Annotated in this window: 4 protein-coding genes and 1 pseudogene; 4 read left to right on the top strand and 1 reads right to left on the bottom strand. The window is 65.6% G+C overall.

Annotated elements, in window-relative coordinates; all coding sequences use genetic code 11:
- Positions 1–148: 148 nt before the first annotated feature.
- The 4 genes from NBV68_RS18320 to NBV68_RS18305 are packed head-to-tail and all read left to right on the top strand — an operon-like array spanning position 149 to position 3766.
- Complete coding sequence (locus tag NBV68_RS18320; protein WP_296312743.1) at positions 149–802, top strand: DsbA family protein; 654 nt, start codon at positions 149–151, stop codon at positions 800–802.
- Positions 799–1425, top strand: a complete 627-nt coding sequence (locus NBV68_RS18315; RefSeq protein ID WP_296312741.1) for a hypothetical protein — start codon at positions 799–801, stop codon at positions 1423–1425. Before NBV68_RS18320 ends, NBV68_RS18315 begins: the two co-directional genes overlap by 4 nt.
- 29 nt (positions 1426–1454) lie before the next feature.
- Complete coding sequence (locus NBV68_RS18310; RefSeq protein ID WP_296312739.1) at positions 1455–2600, top strand: haloalkane dehalogenase; 1146 nt, start codon at positions 1455–1457, stop codon at positions 2598–2600.
- Entirely contained in the window at positions 2597–3766 is a 1170-nt protein-coding gene (locus NBV68_RS18305) for a glutathione S-transferase N-terminal domain-containing protein (RefSeq protein ID WP_296312737.1), read from the top strand. Before NBV68_RS18310 ends, NBV68_RS18305 begins: the two co-directional genes overlap by 4 nt.
- 79 nt (positions 3767–3845) lie before the next feature.
- Here NBV68_RS18305 and NBV68_RS18300 read toward each other — a convergent pair.
- Positions 3846–4078 (bottom strand): annotated as a pseudogene (locus tag NBV68_RS18300) (enoyl-CoA hydratase); the annotation flags it as partial.

Below are 4078 nucleotides of genomic sequence, written 5' to 3'. Positions count from 1 at the left end.
GCTTCCCCGAAGCTTTCGCCATGCTGTTCAGCGGCGCCAATCAGGGCAAGCTGCTGATTAAAGTGTAGATGGGCTGACAATCGCCTCCGCTTGACGCCTCGTCAAATTAATGGCACGTATAGTGCCATAATAATCGCCGGAGAGGGCAATGACACTTGGCTTTGATCTGTTCTGGTCGTTCCGTTCGCCCTACAGCTATCTCCTGACCGGGCGGCTGGTCGATCTGGCGCGCGATTATGATGTCGCGGTCAATGTCCGGGTGGTCACGCCGATTGCGGTGCGCCAACCTGAATTCTTCGCCCACGCCGATCCGCTGTGGGCGCCCTATCTGATGCGCGACACCTATCGCACCGCGCAATTCCTCGGGCTGCCGTTCCAATGGCCCAATCCCGATCCGGTGGTGATGGATTTCGCCACCCGCACCTATCCCAAGGAGCAGCCCTATATCCACCGTCTCACCCGGCTCGGGCAACTCGCTGCTGAGCGCGGGCAGGGGCTGGCCTTCATCGAAGAGGTAAGCCGGCTGATCTGGAGCGGCCAGGTCACCGGCTGGCACGAAGGCGATCACTTGGCCGAAGCCGCCGCGCGCGCGGGCTGCGACCTTGCCGAGATGGACGCGGTGCTTGCCGCCGAGGGCGAACGGCTCGCCGCCGCCATCGCCGAAAGCGAGGTCGCCCAGCGCGCCGGGGGGCATTATGGCGTGCCGCTGATGGTCTATGCGGGCGAGCCGTTCTTCGGGCAGGACCGGCTCGATCAACTGATCTGGCGGATGCGGCGCGATGGGCTGGAGCGCCGCGCGTGATCCGCCTGAAGCTCGCCTGGTGCGCCGCGCTGGCGCTCGCCTATGGCGCCTTCGTCGTGTGGTATGGCGGGGCAGGCGCACCGCTGACCAAGGCGGAAGGCGCGGCGATGCTCGATGCCATCGGCCAGATGTACCGCGATCATGACCGCACCCCGGCCAGCACCGATTTTCGCGCCAATCTCGCTGACATGATCGCGCGCGACGACGGGCGCGAGTTCTACATGGTCAATCTCGAAACCCGCAAACCCGGCCTCGAGGCGCTCGCGGCGGAGGAACGTTATGGCCTGGTTGTCCTGCCCTTGCTGCTGAAGCGCGGCAGCCACCCGGTGTTCGTCGCGGATCGTGTGGGCCTGGCGCTGGGCCAATATGGCGCCGAGGTCGATCGGGTCGGCATCGTGCGATATCGCTCGCTGCGCGACTTTCTCGATATGAACGCCGATCCTGGCTTGCTCGAAGGAATCGACGACAAGTTCGCCGCGCTCGAACGTACTGAGGTGTTCATCACCCGCCCGGTTATCGCCGCCGAAACCATCCGGCTGACGCTGGCGCTGCTGCTCGCGGTGATCGGCTGGATCGGGCTCAAGCTGATCGATTGGCGCAGCGCCCGGCGCGCTGCGGCCTGACTTTTCACATCCTCAAGGGAGACCCGGCAATGCCCACCACCGAACAGAAACAGCGCGGCTATCTCCAAGGCGAGCGCAACGGCACCATCACCACGCTGATCCCCGCGCCAGAGGAACTCGCCGCCGCCGAGCCCGAGGTGACGGTGCATCACACCGCCGACGGGGTCGCCTTCGTGCGCACGCCGGAGGAACGCTTTGCCGATCTGCCCGATTACCCCTTCGCGCCGCACTATGCGGTGATCGACGGGCTGCAAATGCACTACCTCGATGAAGGCCCGCGCGATGGCGAGACCGTGCTGCTGCTGCACGGCCAGCCGGCCTCGTCCTATCTCTATCGCCGCATGGTGACGCCGCTGGCCGAGGCGGGCTATCGGGTGATCGCGCCGGATCTCATCGGCTTTGGCAAGTCGGACAAGCCGATTGACCTCAGGTTCCATCATTTCGAGCGGCAGGTGGCGCTGGTCAAGGCCTTTATCCAGACGCTCGGCCTCGATGCGATATCGCTGTTCGCGCAGGATTGGGGCAGCTGCATCGGCCTGCGCATCGTCGGCGACCGGCCCGATCTGTTCGCGCGGGTGGCGATCTCCAATGGCGGCTTGCCGGTGTTCCACCCCCCGATTTTCTACATCCCCGAGCCGGTCGAGCTCGATCCGGCCGCGCCTTCGATGCTCGAAGCGCTGGGGCCGACGGTTGGCGATCCCTTCCCCGTCGCGTTTCAGGCGTGGATCAATTTCACGCTGACCTCGCCCGGGTTCGATCCTGCGCGGATGATCGCCTTCATGTGCGCCGCCGGTGGCCGCCCCCTGAGCGAGGCCGAGATCGCCGCCTACAACGCGCCCTTTCCCTCGCTGCTGTTCCGCGCCGCGCCGCGCGCCTTCCCCTCAATGGTCAACCAGTGCGGCACCCGCAACGCCGCCGCCTGGCGCGGGCTGGCGGGGTTCACCCGCCCGTTCCTGCATGTGCGCGGCACGCTCGATACCCAATTCGGGACGCAGGAAATGCAGGACAGCATGATAACCATCATTCCCGGTGCCAAGGGCCAGCCGCACACCGCGCTGGAAGCGGGGCACTACATCCAGGACAACAAGGGCGAGGAACTGGCCGCGCTGCTGGTGGATTTTTTCGCCAGCAACCCGATCAACATCAGCCCGGTGTCGCGGGTGTTTGGCGCATGAGCTGGAACCTGTGGGGCACGCCCAATTCGCTCTACACCGGCAAGGTGCGCAGCTATCTGATCAAGCAGGGGATCCCCTTTGCCAACCGCGCGGCGGCAGAGGGGCATTTCCATGAAGCGATCATCCCCAAGGTGGGGCGCTGGATCGTGCCGGTGCTGGAAGGTGCGGACGGCACCATCGTGCAGGACGGGGCGGACATCATCCGTCATTTCGAAGCGGGCGGAGCGACGCGCCACCCGGCCTTCCCCGCGACCCCCCGCCACGCGGTGATCAGCCAGATTTTCGAGCTGTTCGGCGGCGAAGGGCTGCTGCGCCCGGCGATGCATTACCGCTGGAACTTCGATGCCACCAACCGCGCCTTCATCGAGGCCGATTTCATCCGTTCCCTTGCGCCGATCGATGCCGATGATAACGTCAAGGCCGGGATCTTCGGCATGGCCAGCAATCGGATGCGTGAGGCCATGGCGGGCTTTGGCGTAACGGCGGAGACGATTCCCACGGTTGAAGCGTCCTATGCCGAATTCCTCGCGCTGTTCGATGCCCACCTGGCCGGCTCGCCCTATCTGCTCGGCAGCGCGCCGACGATCGGCGATTATGGCCTGATCGCCCCGCTCTATGCTCACCTCGCCCGCGATCCGGAACCGGCGCGGCTGATGCAGACCACCGCGCACCGGGTGTGGCGCTGGACCGAGCGGATGAACCGCGCTGATGCCGATGCGGGCGAATATGGCGCGCCCGATGCGGTGCTGTTCGCCGATGATGATGTGCCCGATACGCTGAAGGCGCTGCTGCGCTTCATCGCCGAGGATTACCTGCCCGAAGTGCGCGCCTATGTCGGCTTCATCAACGATTGGCTGGCCGCGCGGCCCGATCTGGCGGCGGGGAGCTCGGGGCTGGATCGGCCCTCGGAGCGGCGCATGGGCGAGGTTAGCTTTGGCTGGCGCGGGCATGAGATCACCGCGATGGTGATGCCGTATCGGCTGTATCTGCTGCAAATGATCCACGACCTGTTCGACCGCGCGGACGCTGACGGACAGGCCGCGATCACCGCGCTGCTGGAGGAGACCGGGCTGGCCGACCTCCTCACCCTGCGCACCGCCCGCCGGATCGAGCGGCGCGATCACCTGGAGGTGTGGGGCCCGCCCAGAGCAAGCAGCGCGATCTAAGGATCACCCTGATTGCTCTGGATTTTCGTTGTCGCATCGTTTTTGCGGAAAACCGGTTCCCACTTTTCCGCACGCTGCTTCAGCGCCCCTTGAACACCGGCGCGCGCTTTTCGAGGAAGGCGGCGCGCGCCTCGCGCCCGTCTTCGCTGGTGAAGGCGCGGGTGATGTTGGCGACTTCGTAGCGCAGCTGTGCTTCCCAATCGATGGTCTCGCTCGCCTTGGCCATCCCGCGCTTGAGCAGCCGCAGGGTCAGCGGCGACCATTGGCACAGCTCGTCGCAATAGGCATCGAGCCGGGCGTCGAAGGCGTCAT

It is taken from the genome of Erythrobacter sp. (assembly GCF_023653175.1).
Classification (GTDB): Bacteria; Pseudomonadota; Alphaproteobacteria; order Sphingomonadales; family Sphingomonadaceae; genus Erythrobacter.
The sequence above is the reverse complement of the archived record's forward strand: the minus strand, read 5'-3'. Positions and strand labels throughout refer to the sequence as shown.

Excerpts from the sequence above, each read along its gene's own strand:
- NBV68_RS18320 (WP_296312743.1), top strand. The coding sequence starts at position 149 with ATGACACTTGGCTTTGATCTGTTCTGGTCGTTCCGTTCGCCCTACAGC.
- NBV68_RS18310 (WP_296312739.1), top strand. The coding sequence starts at position 1,455 with ATGCCCACCACCGAACAGAAACAGCGCGGCTATCTCCAAGGCGAGCGC.
- NBV68_RS18305 (WP_296312737.1), top strand. The coding sequence starts at position 2,597 with ATGAGCTGGAACCTGTGGGGCACGCCCAATTCGCTCTACACCGGCAAG.